A 16,462-nucleotide genomic window follows, 5' to 3' on the forward strand; every position below is an offset into this window, starting at 1 on the left:
ACCGGCTTCGCATCTCTTACCGCATAGCGATTTATGATAGACCAATATCTGACACCCCATGATTGAGCACATCGGCAACTGGACCAGCCGGCGCTGGCAGGTATGGCAGCATGCTGCGGGCAGATGGTTATTGAGTTTTAATAGGCAATACGACAACACAATCAAGCGCCTGGTGATATTGGCGTGGATTGCTGTGGTCGGCATGCCGCTTTATTACGTGGTGTGGGCCTACTGGTTTCCACAGCCGTACGAAAACCTGAGTCTGCGGATTTTCGGAGTGGTGTTGTGCCTGCCGGCGATTTTCGTCAGGCGCCTGGTAAAGAAAAAATGGCTGGCGGCTTATTTCTTCATCGGCCTGACTTACGTGTTGCCGTTCTTCTTTACCTTCATGTTCCTGATGAACGACGGCTCCTCCATCTGGAGCCAGTCGTTGCTGATTGCGTTGATCATTTTGTTTCACTTCGATACGACCTTGGCATTCCTCGCCTATTTCACCGGCACCGCGCTGGCTTATCTGGTGTTTGCAATCATGCACGGCGGCAGTCTGCCGCTCAGCGTACAGACGCTGGAGCAATGGCCTATCCAGTTGTTTGCGATCATCACGGTGTCGCTCGCCAAGGTCGGCCGTAAAGTCCTGGCCCAGGAAAAACTGGCCGGCATGGCGACGGCGCTGGCGACGGTGTCGCATGAATTGCGCACGCCTTTGCGCAGCATCAATGCCAATGCGCGCGGCCTGAGCCGCCTGCTGCAGGAGAGCGCGATACCGGCGGCGCCGAGCCAAATACCGATGGAGAAGGCATTGGCGCGAATCGAGTTCGAAGTACGCCACATGAACAACGTGATCGACCTGTTTCTGTTGAGCGCCTCAACCGGCAAGGAAAACCTGCAACCGAAAGACATCCTGTCGATGGCGACCACAGTGGAACAGATGCTGTTGCGCTACCCGTTCGTCAACCAGGAACAGCGCGAGCTGGTGGCCGTGACGGTACATGCCGATTTCCGCCTGCTGGGGCAAACCGAGCTGTGCTCAATGGTCCTGATCAACCTGCTGCGTAACGCACTGACTGCGATCCAGCGCATTGGCAAGGGCCGCATCAGGATCGTCATCGAAGGCAACCGCGCCCGGCCCCGGCTATTGTTTATCGATACCGGCTGCGGCATCGAGCCGGGCCGCGCGTCGCATATTTTCGAGCGCTTTTACGCCTATCCGGAATATAACGGCACCGGTATCGGACTGGCGTTCTGCAAGGACGTGCTGGAGGCTTGGGGGGCGCATATACGGCTGGTGTCGCGGCCGCTGGCCTACACGATATTCGTCCTGGATTTTCCGCCGGTGCTGCAACAAAAGGCATCCGACGTGCGCTCTCTGTTAAATTAGCATCCTCTCCCTTCAACCGAACACCGCCTTGCCGCGCCTGGCGCCTGTATTGCAGCCAAAATGAATATTTCGTTACCTGTTTATCAACACCCAACCACGACTGTCATGATCGACGACAGTCAAAGCTTCCTGGACAGCCTGGCTTTCCAGCTGCCATCGCAAATGCCGCGCAAAGTCTTCCACGATACCCATGCGGCGCTGGAATGGCTGCGCGCCGCCTTTCGCCACACTCCCAGTAAAAGCCAATCGATCCGGGTCAACTATGACGAACAGACATTTTCATTCGACCGCCGCACCGTCGCTGTCGATATCGATCAGATCTATCGGCAGTCGCTGAATCGGCAACGCTTCATGCTGCCTTCCGTGCTCGTGATCGATTATGCAATGCCGCAGATGAATGGCCTGGAGTTTTGCCAGGCCGTTCAGGAGCTGCCATGCAAAAAAATCCTGTTTACCGGCCAGGCCGACGAAAAGCTCGCTATCGAGGCCTTCAATCGGGGACTGATCGACCGTTTCATCAAGAAGAGCGATCATGACGCGCTTGACCATCTGGAACTGGAAATCCGCAGCTTGCAGAAGGAATTCTTCCATGTCCAGTCGCTGACGCTAAAGGACCTGCTGACCCGCCACTCCTATACCTTCCTGTCGGATCCGGCGATGGAAGCGTTGGTCGAGCAGCTTTGCAAACGTCATGGCTTTGTCGAATATTATTTGTTTCCAAACCCCACCGGCATCCTGTTCTTTGATATAAATGGCAAAGCGACGCTGATGGTGATCGAAACCGAGGCCAGCCTGATGTCGCAGCTTGAGGTGGCGCAGGATTATGGTGCGCCGCTGGAATTATTGACAGGTTTGCGGGAATTGCGGCTGGTGCCATTCTTTTCGGACAGCGGCGGGATGTACACCGACGCGATACGCCACGATTGGCTATCATATTGTCTGCCGGCCCAGACTTGTTTCGGCATACAGGACTATCATTGGGCGTTATTTGATTTTCCTGGGCATTATCTGCATCAGCCTTTTTATTCGTTGGCGGAGTTCCTGCGTGACCAAGTCGACGTCAAATAACCAATTCGGATCAAACATCTCATGCTGCTAAGCCAAGCTGCTCACCGATTATCTGCTCCGGACCTGCTGGAGATATTGCAGGCGTCCGATTGGGGGCCGTTGCGGGACCGCATGCATCGCCTGTTGGCGAAATTGGATAGTTGTGATTTCAGTTTGAAGATGGACATCACGAGCGCTAACGGATCGCCGCTGGTGCAGACGTTCGGCAGTCTGCCGAGTGCGATGCTGCAATTGCTGAGCAATCCGCCTGGGGACAAGAGCGATCCGATCCAGCAGCACCTGGCGCGTTCGCGGCTGCCGCTGAACTGGCAGGTGGAGCAGGTGTGCAAGTTATGCGATGGTGCGCTCTACCCTCTGCTGAAATCGATGGGCATCACGCAAGGAATGAGTGTGGCCATCCACAGCAAGAATGCCGTGAGCCGGCTGGATTTCTATGGCAACGCCGTGGTGCCGAATGCGTTCTCCATCAGCGCCCAGGCCGATGCGTTGCTGCTTGGAGTGCACCTGCAGGAAGCTGCGGAACTGCTTTGGCGCAAAGTCGCGCAGGGCCAGGAGCCGCTGTTGTCGACGCGCGAGCTCGAATGCCTGCGCTGGAGCGCAGATGGCAAGACCAGCAGCGAAATCGGGCTGATCCTGGGCATATCGCAGCGCACCGTGTATTTCCATCTGAAGAACGTGGCCACCAAGCTCGGCGTGTACAGCACTCGCCACGCGATCAGCCGAGCGGTCATGATGGGGATCATCAAGCCCGATAACTGAACGGATGCGGGGCTCTGCCCCGTCCGTTTCTTCTATTCCTGCCCGACCTGATGCCTCTGGCGCGTTATGCGGCCAGCAGTTCGCATTGAAATGCGCTGTTCGTCGCAATACCGCTGCTGCCGCCTGTCGCGGCAACCGCATTCAGTTTGAATACACTGACTACTGAAGCCAGATTGGCGGCCTGCTCCTTCAGCGACTCCGCTGCGGCGGCAGCCTCCTCGACCAAGGCTGCGTTCTGCTGAGTAACCTGATCCATGTTCCCGATCGCCTGATTAATTTGTTCGATGCCGCTGCTTTGCTCTTCACCGGCGGTGGTAATTTTTGCCATGATGTCGCTGACGCGCTTGACGCTATCAACAATCTGCTCCATCGTGGTCCCCGCTTCAGCAACCAGCGCGCTGCCGGCATCCACTTTTTCCACTGAGTCGCCGATCAGCGATTTGATCTCCTTGGCCGCCGCCGCCGAACGTTGCGCCAGATTGCGCACTTCGCTGGCGACCACGGCAAAGCCGCGTCCTTGTTCACCGGCTCGCGCAGCTTCGACCGCTGCATTCAATGCCAGAATATTGGTTTGAAACGCGATGCCGTCGATCACCGCGATGATGTCGACAATCTTTCTCGCCGAATTGTTGATTGACGCCATGGTCGTCACCACCTTCGATACCACGGCTCCTCCTTCGACCGCAACGCCGGAAGCGGACGCTGCCAGTTGGTTGGCCTGGCGTGCGTTGTCGGCATTTTGCTTGACGGTCGACGTCAGTTCTCCCATCGATGCTGCGGTTTGTTCTAGCGATGCCGCCTGTTCTTCGGTACGCGCCGACAGGTCGAGATTGCCGGTGGCGATCTGGCCGGAGGCGGAGGCCATGGTCTCGATGCCGCTGCGGCATTGACCAACAATGTGCTGCAGGCTGCCGTTCATATGGCGTAGGGCATCCATCAGTGCGCCTATTTCATCCTTGCTGCCAACTTCGATGTGACTGGTCAGGTCGCCGGCTGCGACGGTGCGGGCAACCTTGACTGCGGAACGCAAGGGGCCGGTGATGCCATTGATGATCCAGTAGGTCAGGATGCTGCCAACCAGTGTACCGACGGCCACTACCGCCAGCAGGATGCGCAAGGCTACGATATTGCTGTGTGTTGCTTCGGCTTCGCTTTGCCGCATCAGGCTTTTGGAATGTTCGACAACCAGGCCGACGATATCTTCGATTCTTTTGGTGGGTTCGCGGTCGAGACCGGTCACCAGCTTGTCGACGACGTGTCCGCTTTCAATCCTGGCAGGGGCGAATTGTTTCAGCGCTGTCAGGTATTTCTGCTCCAGCTCCGCATTGGTCTGGCTTGCCTGCTTGGCGAGCCCGGCATCGATGTCCAACTGCCTCAGCAACTGATCCAGTTGCGCCAGTTCAGCTCTGGTTTCTTCACCTTTCTTGAGGAACGCATTCTTGTGCTTTTCAAATGCAGCGGCGTCGTTACCGCGCAGCAGAAGGTCTTTCCATTCCTGGATTTCTATCTTGAAATCGACCTGAGCTTTCCTGGCGAGATTGACAGCCGACTGGAAGTCTTCGGCGTTTTGCATCATGTCTGCGCTTCTTGCGTCGCTATCGTAGAGTGAGCGCCAGCCGATCATGCCCATCAGGGCGGATGTCAGAATCAGCAAGGTGGATAGTGCTGTGAGTCTTGTGGAGATTTTCAAATTTGCGATATTCATTGTTTTTTTAAGAACGAGAAAAGGTATTGATGGACAATGAATGACGTTGTGCCAAGGGCCTGTTATCAATTAATTTGGGAATGCGAACGCGCCGCGTGCGACGCCTGTCGTCCTTCCCCGACGGTTCAGTCAAATTATTTGATAGCAGGACCTAGGCGACCGTCCCTCGACTCGGCAAATCACGGGCCTACAGGCTCGGTGCCGTTATCGGGGTTTACGGCGTGTGGTATCAAAACTTGAAAATCATTTGTAACCATATGTGGCCTGGCGATCGCCTGGCGGTCGTTGCTGCTCACTCCTTGGGTCGGCGCCGCAATCGCCGCCCTGGTTTTGTTGTGTGTCTGTTTTTCGTTGTACGTCAGCCATACGTCGCAACCGGTGGGCGAAGTGTTTACGCCGGTGGTCGACTAAAGTCCGGCTACGGCACCATGCCGGTGCAGGATGACAGCGCTGCGACCATTTGTTGTTGGTAGCGCGTGTCGCTGGTCAGTTGGCTACTGCTGATGCCCAGCTCGGCGGCATGCGCCGCCAGGCAGAAATCGTGTTGTTCACCTGGCTTGTGGCCGATGGAAAAAAATACGATGCAGCCGAGCGCAAACGCTGCGCCCAACAGGCCGGCCAGCAGGGTAGCGGCGCGCGCACCATGCGGCGTCGATCGGGAGATGACAGTCATGTTGCCTCCTTCTTTTAAACAAGTTTTTAAATAAGTTAGCTAGACAACTAATTGATGGAAACTATTGCAATCATCCAGGTAACATCGGAACTGCTCTAACCAATGATTTCGCGAATCTCGCGCATGGCGCCGATGGCGTCGTCAAACTGCGAGCTGCCGATCTGTTGGCGCAGGCGCTGCGCTACTTCGGCGCTGACGGCATTGATCGGCGCGTCGAGCGCCAATGCCGCCTCAGTGGGAAAAATATGCGACTCGCGGCCATCCGCGGCGGAGGAGCGGCGCTCGATCAACTTTTTGACGTCGAGATGATCCAGCAACCGGCTCGCAGTGGGCCGTGAGATGCCAAGCAGCTCAGCCAGCTCGCGATTCAGCATGCCGGGCTGCCTCAGCACAGCGCGCAGCACGAAACCCTGCGGCGGTGTCAAGTCGAACGGTTGGTAAGCAGCAAGCCACTCACGCTCGACGATGCGCGCCAGTGCAGTGGTATTGAAATAAAGGCAGTGATCGAACATGAGCTGAAGTATAAATGCACATAATTAGCTACGCAACTATTATTTGCCTGACGTTGCGGGGATGTTGCAGGGGTGTTGCATGTCGATCGGGTAAGTAAATCCTTGCTGTTTTGTCGATTTGCCACTAAATTGGTAACAACGAACATTCGGTACATTCATCGGTACATCATCTATCATGCCAGCAGCCACTCTCACCCGCGACGAGGTCGTCGAACGCATCCTGGCGGCTTTTCGCCGCTACGGCTATGAGGGCAGCAGCTTGTCGCGCCTGTCGGAAGCGACGGGCTTGGGCCGTTCCAGCCTGTATCACTATTTCCCGAACGGCAAGGAGGACATGGCGAGTGCCGCGATGGCGGCGGTAGGCGCCTGGTTCACACAGAATGTGCTGTGCACGCTGCAAGGCCGGGATGCGCCAGCGCAGCGCCTACAGCGCTTTGCCGGCAAACTGACCGAATACTATGCGAATGGCTTTGCGCCCTGCCTGATGGACGTGTTCACCATCGGCGAGGCCGGTTCGCTGTTCCAGCAGCATCTGGGCGGCCGCATGCGGGCGTTGATGAGCTTGCTGGCCGCAGTGGCGGAAGAGGCAGGAGTCGACAAGGTGGAGGCCGCGATTCGGGCCGAAAACGCCGTGGTGTCGATCCAGGGATCGTTGATTGTGTCACGGGCCATCGGTAACAACGGCCCGTTCTTGCGCATGATAGAGAATTTCCCGGGCAACCTGGTCGGCGTCCAAGCCGACTGAATTCCAGATTTTTACTTGACAACATAGGATTCGCTTTGTATTGTACCGATTGTTCGGTACAGAGAATGCCGGATGTATACCCACCGATGCAAATTCATGGTGCATCGCGTTACGTCAACGTATCCAGGAGATCTACCATGCCAGTCACACATCCGAAGCAGCCTATTCGCCTATATCGTGCCGCATTATCCGGCCATTCCCATCGCGTCCAGTTGTTCTTGTCGCTGCTTGGCTTGCCGTTTGAGATGATCGAAATCGATCTGCGCGCAGGTGAGCACAAGAAGCCCGAATTCCTGTCCAGGAATCCGTTCGGCCAAGTGCCGGTGATCGAAGATGGCGATGTGACGCTCGCCGATTCCAATGCGATACTGGTCTATCTGGCAAGCAAGTACGGGGAACCGAGCTGGCTGCCGCGGGATCCGCTGGGCGCTGCAAACGTGCAGCGCTTTCTGTCGGTGGCAGCGGGAGAGATTTTCCGCGGCCCAGCCACGGCACGTATCGCCAATGTGTTTAACCTGCCGCTCGATCGCGATGCTGCCTGCACGACCGCGAAAAACTTGTTCGCGATTCTGGAACCGCATCTGGCCACTCGGCCATTCCTGATTGGAGGCCAGATCACCATCGCTGACGTTGCGGCCTATAGCTACATTGCCCATGCTCCGGAAGGCGGCATCGCGCTGGACGACTACGCCAACTTGCGCAACTGGCTGGCGCGGATGGAAGCGCTGCCCGGGTTTGTGCCGATGCAGGCGACCAAGGTTGGATTGGCTGCCTGAACCGGTGAGTGCGGCGGCAGGTGGATGCAGCAACGCAGACCGGCCGCCGATCGAATCGGATAACCAAACTGTTGATGAGGTAAAGCTCATGTCCCAGACCGAAATACCGGAGCCCGCAGGCGAAGGCGATATCTTTCATCGCGGCGAGCGCGCGGCGCAGCAACGTGCCGGCGTGCTGGAAAAGATGGCTGCACGTGGCAGCGTGGCGATTCGCACCTACATGCCAGATCAGCATCGCGAATTCTTTGCGCAATTGCCGTTCATCGTTGTCGGCAGCATCGACCAACAGCGGCAGCCGTGGGCATCGGTGCTGGTCGGCCAGCCAGGATTCGTCACTTCCCCCGATCCCGAGCACCTGGATATACGCGCCCATACGCTGAGCGCTGATCCGCTCAGCCAGGCACTGGAACCGCAAGCAACGCTGGGGCTGCTGGGTATCGAACCGCATACGCGGCGTCGAAATCGCATGAACGGCAAGGTGGAAAAAATATCAGGCGATGGTTTCACCTTGAAGGTCGATCAGAGTTTCGGCAATTGCCCGAAATATATACAGGCGCGTCGCCCGGAGTTGATTGATACCACTGATCGCCCGCAGCCGAATGTCTGGCGCAGCCACCAGCTCGATGCCCCGATGCAACACATGATCGGGAGGGCGGACACCTTCTTCATCGCGACCGCTTTTCTCAGTGCCGACGGCGCCAGCGGGCGCAAGTACGGTGTCGACGTTTCGCATCGCGGCGGCAAACCTGGCTTCGTCCGCATAGACGACGCCAGGACGCTGACGGTGCCGGATTTTGTCGGCAATTTTTTCTTCAATACGATCGGCAACCTGATCGAACATCCACGCGCCGGTCTGTTGTTCATCGATTACGCCAGCGGCGATCTGCTGTACCTGGCGGTTGACGCCGAACTGATCTGGGACGGTCCGGCGGTGGCCGCTTTCCAGGGAGCGCAGCGCCTGCTGCGTTTCCACATCAGGCAGGCGATCCGGGTGGAAGCGTCGCTGCCGCTGCGTTGGGGGAATCGGAGTTATCGCCGGCGCTGGCCGGCATGGGGGCGTGGTGACAGCGCGTTTCTGCAAGGCATAGAAAAAAACCGGCCGCCTTTTTCAAGGGGGCCGGCTTTATCGATTTCCACCCGGTCGCTCTGCGTCTTCAGCGAGGACGCAGAGTGATGTCGTATTACTCTTGCGGTACGGGTGTCAATGCTGCAGTCAAATCGCCCATCGGCTTGCCGCCGTTGGCAACCAGCGCCTTGTCGCGCGCCGTAATGCCTGGCAAGACAGGCAACGCATAGCGGTGCGTGATGAAGCGCAGGATGGAGGCCGTGTCGTACTGGGAGTGATCAACAAAACCCTTCTTCGCGTACGGCGAAATCAGGATGGTCGGCAGACGTGTGCCTGGCCCCCAGCGGTCGCCTTTCGGCGGTGCAACGTGATCCCAGAAGCCGCCGTTTTCGTCGTAAGTCACGACGATCAGCATGTTCTTCCATTGCGGGCTGGCTTGCAGCTTGGCGATCACGTCGGCGATGTGGGCATCGCCGTCCGAGACGTTGGCGTAACCGGGATGCTGGTTCAGGTTGCCTTGTGGCTTATAGAACGCAACCGGCGGCAACGTTCCTGCAGCAGCATCCTGCAGGAACGAGGCGTCGAAATCCTTCAGGTGGTTGCTGCGTTCGGTCGCGCCGGCGGCAGTCGCCGGATCGAAACGGCTGTAGTAGTTAAACGGCTGGTGATGTGGCTGGAACTGGATTTTGCCGCTATAGATCACGCTGCGGCTGGCGTTCGGCGCGTCGGCCAATGCCGCATTCCAGGCGCCGGCGTACCAGGCCCAGTTGATACCCTTGGTGGTGAGCTGGTCGCCGATGGTGGTCTGGGTTTGCGTCGGCAAGGTGGTGGCCTTGCTTGGGTCGGCATAGGAGGCCACTGCAGCAGGGGTGTTGCCGCTAGGCTGGTAAGGCGGCTGCATCGTGTTGACCGCATAGAACATGCCGGCAGCATCCTTCGGCGTGATCGTGCTGTCCTTCAGATAGACCGGTGCACCGTTCAATACCGAGCTCGGATTGCCGGTGCCCGGCGCCAGTCCGATCAGATTGCCATTAGCGTCCAGGTTGACGGCCGAGATGCTGTTTTTGGCTGGTGAGGTTGCCGCGTCGGCATTCGGATAAGTCGGTGCGCAGGCGCAGATCAGGTACTGGTGGGTCAGGAAAGAGCCGCCGAAAGTGCCCATGAAGAAGTTGTCGGCCAGCGTGTATTGCTTGGCGATGTTCCACAGCTTCATCTTGCTGCCGTCGTAGTAGCCCATGCTGAGGCCACCGGCGTCGGAATAAGCGGTGAACTTGTCGTTCTTGCCACCGTTGATCTGCATCTGGTTGTTATAGAAACGGTGCACCAGGTCGCGCGTGATGACGGCCGACGACATGTAGATCGGGCTGTTGGTATCGTCGATCTGGAATGGTTTGTTCGGCAGATTGGCTGACTGCGCTTGGGTAATCACGGTGCTTTGACCTGCCAGCGTCATGCCGCCCCAGGTTGGGGGCAGGACCGGCAGGGTGCTGCCGTCGAAGTCCTTTTGCGGAACATAGGCGGAGGTCGAAGTCGGATTGACGCCCGGAATACCGTTGGCGCCCGGGAACAGGCCGTACAGATTGTCGAAGCCGCGGTTTTCGGCAAAGATCACGACGACGTTCTGGATGTTGTTCATGGCCAGCGCGCTTCCCAAGGCCTGACCCAAGTCAACGTCGCCGCCCTGTGCGATGGCATTGGCGATCGCAGCGTTGATGGCAGCGGCTTCGGCCTTCAATTTGGCCTGGTCGGCGCTGCTCAGCTTGTTGATATCGGCCAGCAAGTTGGCTTCGGAAGTGCCGATCTTGGCTGCCAGCTTCTTGCTGGCATCGGCGAAATTACCGCCGTTGGCTTCCATCGCGGCAGCCAGCTCAGTCGAAATGGCGCTGACATAGCTGCTGCGACCGGCCGGTGCGCGGAACACCAGTTTCTGCGTGACGCTGCTGCCCTTGTCGCCTAATACTTCGTGACGGATGGCATTGGAGTCGATGGTTGCCACTACCGCGCCTTGTCCCTTGAGCGAGTAGGAACCGTCGGCGCCGGTTTTGACTACCGGCGAGGTGGCGTCGCATGTCGCTTTCTTTACCGCATCCTCGAAGCAGACTTGTGCATTTTCGTAGTAGCTGCCGGTCACCTGGCCGCTGGTGACCGGGCCGTTTTCGCTAACTGTGCCACCGCCGCCACCGCCGCAAGCACTCAAGCCAGCGGATATTGCCACCGTTAATGGCAGCCATTTGAAATTCCCCTTCATAACCCCTCCCCGGGTGTAAAAAGGGCAATCCTATGCTTCGAATATTTCAACTGTGTGAAATTAATGCCTATAGGTAGTATTTATTTTTTGTAAATGAGCGCGTCATCGTTCTGTCACAGAGTGGTGCTAGTCTTGCGCGGCATTTATTCCTCCATGTCGTGCCATGTCTACTCCAATCCAATGAAACCAGCGGTCACTGCATTCCTGATCGGCGCCGTTGCGCTCTTCCTCAACGCCTGCGGCCAACGGTCGGCAGAGGCCAACCCGGCAGCAACCAGCCAACCTGCGAAGCCGGCCTATGTCGGCGCCACCTATGCGCCGTCATTGAAAAAGCAGCCGTCCGTGACCGCCATGACTGATCTCGGCCGCATCATGTTCTCGGATCCATCGTTGTCGGCTTCGGGCAAGATGTCTTGCGCCACCTGCCACAGTCCCGAGCACGCGTTCGGTCCGCCGAACAACCTGGCAGTCCAGCTCGGCGGCAAGGACATGAAAACGCTGGGTACTCGTGCGGCGCCGTCATTGCGCTATATACAGAATGTGCCGGCCTTCACCGAGCACTTCTTCGATGACGATGGCGACGACAGCATCGATGCTGGCCCCACTGGCGGCCATAACTGGGATGGCCGCGCGCCATCGACCCACGACCAGGCGCGGATTCCATTGTTGTCGGCGCACGAGATGGGCAATGCCGGTCCCGCCGAAGTGGTTGAGAAGCTGAAGAAAGCCGCGTATGCAGGGCAGTTCCGCCAGACCTTCGGCGAGGATATTTTCGATAAGCCGGAGCAGGCATTCAAATGGGCACTGATGGCGCTTGAGGTGTATCAGGAAAGTCCGGCCGAATTTTATCCATATAACAGCAAGTACGATGCTTTCCTGCGTGGGCAGACACAGCTCAGCAAGCAGGAATTGAACGGCTTGCGGTTGTTCAACGATCCCGCCAAGGGCAATTGTGCTTCCTGTCATATCAGCGGCATCGCGCCGAGCGGCGCCTTTCCGCAATTCACCGACTACGGCTTGATCGCCATCGGCGTGCCGCGTAACAAGCACATCCCGGCTAACGCCGATCCGAAATATTTCGACATGGGCCTGTGTGGGCCGGACCGCACCGACCTGAAGGAGAAAACGGAATATTGCGGCATGTTCAAGACGCCATCCTTGCGCAATGTCGCCATGCGCCAGGTGTTTTTCCATAATGGCGCTTTCGACAGCCTGGAAAAAGTGATGCAGTTCTACGTGCAACGCGATACCCAGCCGCAGAAATGGTACCCGCGCAACAAGGATGGCAGCGTCGACAAGTTCGACGACTTGCCGGTGGCATATCGCGACAACGTCAATGTCGAAGCGCCGTTCGACCGCAAGCCCAGCGACCGGCCGGCACTGAATGATGCCGAGATCAAGGATGTGATCGCGTTCCTGAAGACACTCAACGACGGCTACACCAAGCAATAAAAAAGGCCCATGGGATCCATGGGCCTTGGGTTCTGGCAGAAGAGCTTATTTTTTGGCTTTCTTGCCCGCCTTCGCTTTTCCGCCGCTTGTCTTGGCGGCTGTCACGGCCTTGCTGCTGCCGCTGCCTTTCTCAAACTGCGCATAAAATTCTTCCGCCAGCTTGCGGATCGCGCGGCCGATGTTGGCGTAATCGTATTCGTTGAGATTGGCCAGCGACACCCGCGCCGATGCATGCGCAGTGCCAAAGCCGCGACCCGGCAGCAGGATGACACCGGTTTCCTCTGCCAGCCTGAACAGCGCTTCGTTCGGTTTCAGGCGCTTGACCATCCACTTGGCAAAAGCGGCGCTGTACATTTGCGTGGCCAGCGGTTCCAGGTCAAGCAGATGATAGTAGTTGACCGAATCGGGATCGACCGGCACCGGCAAGCCCAGCGCACGGTACAGCGCTTCCTTGCGGCGCAGGACGATGCGCTTCATCGATTTCTTGTAACTCTCCGGCTCATCCATTAGCGAGAACAGCGAGAACAGCACCATCTGCACCTGTACCGGTGTTGAGAGCCCGGCGGTATGGTTGAGCGCGACGGTACGGCTGTCGGCTACCAGGCGGTCGATGAATTTCAGCTTGCGCGGTTCGGTGGTGATCGAGTTGTAGCGCAGGTCGAGTTCCTTGCGGCGCGCTTCCGGCAGGGCAGCTATCTTGGCGTCGAGGATGTTGTCTTCGTGGGTTGCAACCACGCCCATGCGCCAGCCGGTGGCGCCGAAATATTTCGAGAATGAATATACCAGGATCGTGTTGTACGGACACATCGCGAACAGCGATACGAAGTCGTCGGCGAAGGTGCCGTAGACATCGTCGGTGAGGATGATCAGATCCGGCCGCTTCTTGACGATCTCGGCGATGTAGGCCAGCGTTTCGTCGTTGATACGCACCGACGGCGGATTGCTGGGGTTGACCAGAAAGAAGGCCTTGACCTTGGGGTCGAGCAGCTTGTCGAGCTCCTGCTTGGTGAATTGCCAGTTGTTTTCCGGCGGAGCATCGATCATCAGCTCCACCAGCTGGTAGTCGTTCAGGTGCGGGATCTCGATGTAAGGTGTGAAGATCGGCATGCCGAGGGCGATGGTGTCGCCGGCCTTGATGAGGTGATTTTCGCGCAGGCTGTTGAAGATGTAGGTCATGGCGGCGGTGCCGCCTTCGACTGCATACATGTCGAATTTGCCGGAAAACGGGTGCTTGCCTACCATTTCGCGGTGGATGTAATGACCGACGATTTTTTCGCTGTGACGTAGCATGCGATCCGGTACCGGGTAGTTGCAACCGAGGATGGCTTCGCACATTTCATAGATGAAATCGCCGGCGGACATGCCAAGCTGGTCGCGCACGTACGATACAGCGGCTTCGATGAAGCGGATGCCGGGGACGCCGGGACGGGATTTGGCGAATATTTCGAAGCGTGCTTCGATGCCGTCGCGTTGCGGGAAGCCGCCGACGTCTTCCATATAGATGTAAGAGCGTTCAGCTTCGGTCATGGCGAACAGGCCGAACTGGAAGAAGCCGTGACGCGGGGTGGTGGCGAGGAAATTGGGATTGCCGCGGCCGGCATTGAGCATTGAGCGGTCGCTCTTGGAGGCGACCTGGATGAGTGCATCTTTTAATTCGAACGGGCTTAACAGAGCGAGCTTTTCTGGGTTGCTGAAATCCATTTCCGATACTCCTTATTCAAAATGTCGAGTCCGCAGTGGCGGGCTCGGGGTGAGGCGGCTAAGAATTCTTTGTTGTCTTCTTGCGGGCGGATGGCTGGCGTTCGGTTTCTGCTTGTCGTTTCTTGATGCGATTTCTATTTGGTGCCAATGGCTACGCGCACACATTAGTTAAATGGGGTCAGAGTTTTTTTTCGCGGCTTCTTGCGAAAATTACTCTGACCCCTTTTAACGGGCCACGGAGTAAGTGTGGTGGTGCATTCAGAATTTACGGCCGTCGTTACTTAATGCGGTCGGCGCTCCGTGGATACTAGCCGGGGGCGGCCCGGCAGCCGCTCACTTTCTTTGCTTCGCCAAAGAAAGTGAGCAAAGAAAGGCGATCGCACAGCCGTTGCCCGCCTTCGGCGGGTCCCCAAATGAGCCGTGCGCCAGTCGGATGGGACACATACTCGCTGCGCTCAAACATGTGTCCCATAATTCCCGACTGTCGCACGTCCCATTTGGCAACGTCAGCATGCGAAAAGTCAAAAGCAACGTCAAAGTCAACGTCAACGTCAAAAACAGCTGCAACTGCAACTTCAAAACCATAACCACCGGTAGTTAAATGGGGTCAGAGTTTTTTTTCGCGGCCTTTTGCGAAAATTACTCTGACCCCTTTTAACGGGCCACGGAGTTCATATTCACACCAACGCTACAATCAACGGCCCCAACAACGTCAGGAATACATTCGCCAGTGCGTACGTGATCGCAAACGGTACTGTTGGAATCGAATTTTCCGCCTTGTCCAGCACTTCGCCGAAAGCGGGGTTGGCGCTGCGGGAGCCGCTGAGGGCGCCGGCGAAGATGGCGGTGTTGTCGTAGCGCAGGATGTAGCGGCCGATCAGCATGGTCAGGATCATCGGCAGGATCGTCACCACCACGCCGACGCCGAAGATCGTGAAACCTTGCTGCTTGACGGTTTGCACCGCCTGCAGGCCGGATGACAGGCCGACCACCACCACGAAACCGGCCAAGCCCAGGTCTTTCAGAATCTGCACGGCGCCGGCCGGCATTTCACCGAATGTTTGATGCTTGGAGCGGAACCAGCCGAACAACAGACCGGAGAGCAGGGCGCCGCCGCCGCTGCCCAGCGTCAGCGGGATCGAGCCGACCTTGGCCACCAACAACCCGACCAGCAGGCCGACCACCAGGCCGGCGCCGAGGTAGACGAAATCGGTCTTGGCGCTCGGCACGATCACATAGCCGACGATACTTGCGACCCGCTTGACGTCTTGTTCGGCACCGTAGATGGACACCACGTCACCCACCTGTACGATAGTCTCCGGCAGCATCGGCAATACTCGTCCCATGCGGCTGATCTGCACCACGAAAATGCCATGGCGCACGCCACCTGCAGTCTGGGTGCGGATTTCTTCAACGCTCTTGTTGTGGAATTCCTTGTTGCTCAGCACTACATCGCGGTGCTGCATGGTCAGCTCCATGCCTTCCACTGCATACACTTCCTTGCCGAGAAATCCGGATGTGCTGACTACCGCTTCGCGCCGGCCGACTACCAGCACGATGTCATGCGGCTGCAGTTCCAGTTGTGGATTGACTTCGATCACCTGGCCACCGCGTTTGACGCGTTCGATGGTGACGGCAGTAGCCGGATCGAGATTCTCGACTTCCTCGACCGTGATCTTGCTCTGGGTGATTTCATACAGTCGGCCGACGAGTTCCGGCAGCGCCGCATGCTGGCCCGGTCCCAGCACCTTGACTCCGGCCTGCATCGCAGTCTCGGCCTTGATCGCGTCTTCGCGAATGCTGCGCCCCATCAGTTTCGGCAAGATGTTGACGCAGACGATGATCGCACCGAATGAGCCGAATACATAGGTCACCGCGTAGCCGACGGCGACGTTGCCTTGCAGGCGCGCCACCTCGGCCGCATCCAGCCCAAGCTTGGTGATGGCATCGCCGGCGGTGCCGATGATCGCCGACTGCGTCAGGCCGCCGGCGGCGACACCCGCCGCCAGGCCCTTGTCGAGGCCAAACAGCTTGGCCATGATCACCACCGTCGCCAAACCGGTCAGCGCCAGGATCGCCGCCAGGATGATTTCCCGGATCGACTGCTTGCCAAGGGAGTTGAAGAATTGCGGTCCGCTTTCGTAGCCGACCGCATAAATGAACAGCGCGAATAACACCGCCTTGACGCCGGGATCGATGTGTACCCCGACCTGGCTCACCAGCACCGCCACCAACAACGAACCGGCGACGCCGCCCAATTGGAATTTCCCGAATTTGATCTTGCCGATTGCGTAACCGACCGCCAGCGATAAAAACAGTGCTATTTCAGGGGATTTCTTGAATAACTCGTGCAGCCATTCCATAACGAACATCCTTTCA

General features: G+C 57.7%; 14 protein-coding genes. 8 read left to right on the top strand and 6 right to left on the bottom strand.

The features are described from left to right. Positions 1 to 58: 58 nt before the first annotated feature. Genes CAter10_RS00655 through CAter10_RS24005 form a run of 3 tightly spaced genes read left to right on the top strand, consistent with a single transcriptional unit; the run spans position 59 to position 3,205 of the window. Positions 59 to 1,378: a sensor histidine kinase gene (locus tag CAter10_RS00655; protein WP_061531886.1), complete on the top strand. Its 1,320-nt coding sequence runs from the start codon at positions 59 to 61 to the stop codon at positions 1,376 to 1,378. Positions 1,379 to 1,438: 60 nt separating this feature from the next. After that, positions 1,439 to 2,446 (top strand): response regulator, encoded by a 1,008-nt coding sequence (locus tag CAter10_RS00660; RefSeq protein WP_061531887.1) that lies wholly within the window; start codon positions 1,439 to 1,441, stop codon positions 2,444 to 2,446. A 21-nt stretch (positions 2,447 to 2,467) separates the two neighbouring features. Continuing rightward, positions 2,468 to 3,205, top strand: a complete 738-nt coding sequence (locus tag CAter10_RS24005) for a helix-turn-helix transcriptional regulator (protein ID WP_082797739.1) — start codon at positions 2,468 to 2,470, stop codon at positions 3,203 to 3,205. Between the two features lie 64 nt (positions 3,206 to 3,269). Here CAter10_RS24005 and CAter10_RS00670 read toward each other — a convergent pair whose 3' ends face one another. Further along, on the bottom strand, positions 3,270 to 4,910 hold the full coding sequence (locus CAter10_RS00670; RefSeq protein ID WP_082797740.1) for a methyl-accepting chemotaxis protein: 1,641 nt from the start codon (positions 4,908 to 4,910) through the stop codon (positions 3,270 to 3,272). A 285-nt stretch (positions 4,911 to 5,195) separates the two neighbouring features. Here CAter10_RS00670 and CAter10_RS24010 point away from each other — a divergent pair, with 285 nt between their 5' ends. Continuing rightward, positions 5,196 to 5,321 carry a hypothetical protein gene (locus CAter10_RS24010; protein ID WP_257722348.1) on the top strand — a complete coding sequence of 42 codons (126 nt, stop codon included), beginning with the start codon at positions 5,196 to 5,198 and terminating at the stop codon, positions 5,319 to 5,321. A gap of 7 nt (positions 5,322 to 5,328) precedes the next feature. Here CAter10_RS24010 and CAter10_RS00675 read toward each other — a convergent pair whose 3' ends face one another. Next, entirely contained in the window at positions 5,329 to 5,583 is a 255-nt protein-coding gene (locus CAter10_RS00675) for a hypothetical protein (protein ID WP_061531889.1), read from the bottom strand. A 95-nt stretch (positions 5,584 to 5,678) separates the two neighbouring features. Continuing rightward, complete coding sequence (locus tag CAter10_RS00680; protein ID WP_061531890.1) at positions 5,679 to 6,095, bottom strand: MarR family winged helix-turn-helix transcriptional regulator; 417 nt, start codon at positions 6,093 to 6,095, stop codon at positions 5,679 to 5,681. A gap of 175 nt (positions 6,096 to 6,270) precedes the next feature. On the opposite strand from CAter10_RS00680, the gene CAter10_RS00685 reads away from it, so the two are divergent. The 3 genes from CAter10_RS00685 to CAter10_RS00695 all read left to right on the top strand — a co-directional run bounded on the left by CAter10_RS00685 (position 6,271) and on the right by CAter10_RS00695 (position 8,790). Then, positions 6,271 to 6,840 carry a TetR/AcrR family transcriptional regulator gene (locus CAter10_RS00685; RefSeq protein ID WP_061531891.1) on the top strand — a complete coding sequence of 190 codons (570 nt, stop codon included), beginning with the start codon at positions 6,271 to 6,273 and terminating at the stop codon, positions 6,838 to 6,840. A 137-nt stretch (positions 6,841 to 6,977) separates the two neighbouring features. Next, complete coding sequence (locus tag CAter10_RS00690; protein ID WP_061531892.1) at positions 6,978 to 7,616, top strand: glutathione S-transferase family protein; 639 nt, start codon at positions 6,978 to 6,980, stop codon at positions 7,614 to 7,616. An 88-nt stretch (positions 7,617 to 7,704) separates the two neighbouring features. Further along, entirely contained in the window at positions 7,705 to 8,790 is a 1,086-nt protein-coding gene (locus tag CAter10_RS00695) for a pyridoxamine 5'-phosphate oxidase family protein (protein WP_335340177.1), read from the top strand. Positions 8,791 to 8,797: 7 nt separating this feature from the next. Here CAter10_RS00695 and acpA read toward each other — a convergent pair whose 3' ends face one another. Continuing rightward, on the bottom strand, positions 8,798 to 10,930 hold the full coding sequence (gene acpA, locus CAter10_RS00700; RefSeq protein ID WP_061531893.1) for an acid phosphatase: 2,133 nt from the start codon (positions 10,928 to 10,930) through the stop codon (positions 8,798 to 8,800). Between the two features lie 180 nt (positions 10,931 to 11,110). Here acpA and CAter10_RS00705 point away from each other — a divergent pair, with 180 nt between their 5' ends. Further along, positions 11,111 to 12,382, top strand: a complete 1,272-nt coding sequence (locus CAter10_RS00705) for a cytochrome-c peroxidase (protein ID WP_231879103.1) — start codon at positions 11,111 to 11,113, stop codon at positions 12,380 to 12,382. A gap of 45 nt (positions 12,383 to 12,427) precedes the next feature. Here the strand turns inward: CAter10_RS00705 and CAter10_RS00710 are convergent, their stop codons facing one another. Both CAter10_RS00710 and aspT read right to left on the bottom strand, forming a co-directional pair. Beyond that, complete coding sequence (locus CAter10_RS00710; RefSeq protein WP_061531894.1) at positions 12,428 to 14,083, bottom strand: bifunctional aspartate transaminase/aspartate 4-decarboxylase; 1,656 nt, start codon at positions 14,081 to 14,083, stop codon at positions 12,428 to 12,430. A gap of 677 nt (positions 14,084 to 14,760) precedes the next feature. Beyond that, the gene (aspT, locus tag CAter10_RS00715) at positions 14,761 to 16,446 is read right to left on the bottom strand and encodes an aspartate-alanine antiporter (protein WP_061531895.1); all 1,686 of its coding nucleotides are present in this window, start codon (positions 16,444 to 16,446) and stop codon (positions 14,761 to 14,763) included. Positions 16,447 to 16,462: the final 16 nt, after the last annotated feature.

Source organism: Collimonas arenae, assembly GCF_001584165.1.
In the GTDB taxonomy this organism is placed as follows: Bacteria; Pseudomonadota; Gammaproteobacteria; order Burkholderiales; family Burkholderiaceae_D; genus Collimonas; species Collimonas arenae.

Bases quoted from the DNA above. Each gene is read 5' to 3' on its own strand.
- CAter10_RS24005 (WP_082797739.1), top strand. From the start codon at position 2,468: ATGCTGCTAAGCCAAGCTGCTCACCGATTATCTGCTCCGGACCTGCTG.
- aspT (WP_061531895.1), bottom strand. From the start codon at position 16,446: ATGGAATGGCTGCACGAGTTATTCAAGAAATCCCCTGAAATAGCACTG.
- CAter10_RS00675 (WP_061531889.1), bottom strand. From the start codon at position 5,583: ATGACTGTCATCTCCCGATCGACGCCGCATGGTGCGCGCGCCGCTACC.
- CAter10_RS00685 (WP_061531891.1), top strand. From the start codon at position 6,271: ATGCCAGCAGCCACTCTCACCCGCGACGAGGTCGTCGAACGCATCCTG.
- CAter10_RS00690 (WP_061531892.1), top strand. From the start codon at position 6,978: ATGCCAGTCACACATCCGAAGCAGCCTATTCGCCTATATCGTGCCGCA.
- acpA (WP_061531893.1), bottom strand. From the start codon at position 10,930: ATGAAGGGGAATTTCAAATGGCTGCCATTAACGGTGGCAATATCCGCT.
- CAter10_RS00670 (WP_082797740.1), bottom strand. From the start codon at position 4,910: ATGAATATCGCAAATTTGAAAATCTCCACAAGACTCACAGCACTATCC.
- CAter10_RS00660 (WP_061531887.1), top strand. From the start codon at position 1,439: ATGAATATTTCGTTACCTGTTTATCAACACCCAACCACGACTGTCATG.
- CAter10_RS00680 (WP_061531890.1), bottom strand. From the start codon at position 6,095: ATGTTCGATCACTGCCTTTATTTCAATACCACTGCACTGGCGCGCATC.
- CAter10_RS00655 (WP_061531886.1), top strand. From the start codon at position 59: ATGATTGAGCACATCGGCAACTGGACCAGCCGGCGCTGGCAGGTATGG.
- CAter10_RS00695 (WP_335340177.1), top strand. From the start codon at position 7,705: ATGTCCCAGACCGAAATACCGGAGCCCGCAGGCGAAGGCGATATCTTT.
- CAter10_RS00705 (WP_231879103.1), top strand. From the start codon at position 11,111: ATGAAACCAGCGGTCACTGCATTCCTGATCGGCGCCGTTGCGCTCTTC.
- CAter10_RS00710 (WP_061531894.1), bottom strand. From the start codon at position 14,083: ATGGATTTCAGCAACCCAGAAAAGCTCGCTCTGTTAAGCCCGTTCGAA.